This window comes from Stenotrophomonas sp. 05L414_2, assembly GCF_056397905.1.
Genome location: NZ_JBFTOJ010000316.1, coordinates 1 through 1373, shown reverse-complemented (window position 1 = coordinate 1373; position 1373 = coordinate 1). Strand labels below are relative to the sequence as shown.

1 protein-coding gene is annotated in these 1373 nt (G+C 33.6%); it reads right to left on the bottom strand.

Features of this window, described 5'->3' with window-relative positions; all coding sequences use genetic code 11:
• Positions 1 to 473: 473 nt before the first annotated feature.
• Positions 474 to 1226, bottom strand: a complete 753-nt coding sequence (istB, locus tag AC1DJN_RS21955) for an IS21-like element helper ATPase IstB (protein WP_477353687.1) — start codon at positions 1224 to 1226, stop codon at positions 474 to 476.
• Positions 1227 to 1373 lie beyond the last annotated feature (147 nt).

Here is a 1373-nt window from a genome sequence, read left to right as displayed (position 1 = left end):
GTAATGTAGTGATAACCGTTTTACCGACATCTGTATCCGTCCCAACAACCCAAAAATGTTGCATCGTTAACCTCCCCCTCTTTTTAAGTTAACTGTTTACAGCTTTTAAGTTAACACATTTAATTTTATTTTGTAAATGCTATTTCCATATTTCTTCAAAAACGGCCCTTTTCTTTGCGAAAAATAGAGAATATTGCAATAACTCAAGAATTTTTTCATCAATAAAAAAACTAGATTCTTACCATGTGGCCAAATCTAGTGCTGGTTAATGTATATTTTCACAGATATGTTAATAATCATCTTTGTCCATTTTTATTAATTAGAAGGCTATTCTAACGTAGAGCCCTATGAAACTTTAGTGCAGAATAGAGGTAACTATGACAAAAAAATATATAGAAAAATATAGTAATTTATGTTTATTATAAATGTCAACACCAATATGTACATTTTTGCTCGTTTAAGGATGTACAAAATTACTCGTTTTCCGAGGTTAAATGATGCTTTAATCGGTATGAATCACCGACGATTGTGACAACGCTTGCGTGATGTAAAATACGATCTAAAATCGCATTCGCTAACTTCGGTTCAGGGAAAATTTCATCCCATGATTTGAAGTTCACATTCGTTGTGAAAATCGTGCTACGTTTTTCATAACGGGCATCAATGAGCTGGAAAAACAGCTTCGCATCCTCTGGATCGATTGGTAAATAACCAATCTCATCAATGATTAGTAATTTATATTTCGTATAATGCTTTAAACGGCTCTCTAACCGGTTTTCTAAGCGGGCTTTTTTCAGATTCTGAATTAAGTCATGGCACTTCATAAAATAGGTGCTTGTTCGCTTTTTAGCTGCAGTTATGCCTATTGCTGTGGCCAGATGGGTCTTGCCGACACCACTTGGACCAAGGAATACAATATTCTCATTTTCTTCGATAAAACGAAGACTCTGAAAATCGAGTATTTGTTGCTGGTTAATACTTGGTTGGAAATCAAAATTAAAATCCTTTATTTCCTTTAAATGTGGAAATGCAGCGACTTTCACCATCGCATGAATCATATTTTGCTCACGTACATCGATTTCATAGTTTGTTAATTTAATAAGTGTATCGATAAAAGAAAGCTCATTTTTAATGCTAAAGTCGATGACTTCATTCAAATGGATGCCCATTTGCTTTAATTTTAAATACTCTAAGTTTTGCTGTAGTTGCTGATAATTTGTACTCATTATTGAATTCATTTATACATTTCTCCAATCGCTGCTAAATTCCGTTTCGCTAAATCATTAATATCAGGGTATTCGGGCATGGCCTTTGTCATCAGTTCACGATAATGTGCCTCTTGATAATTTAGTTTTGCTTCACTTATTTTGTGT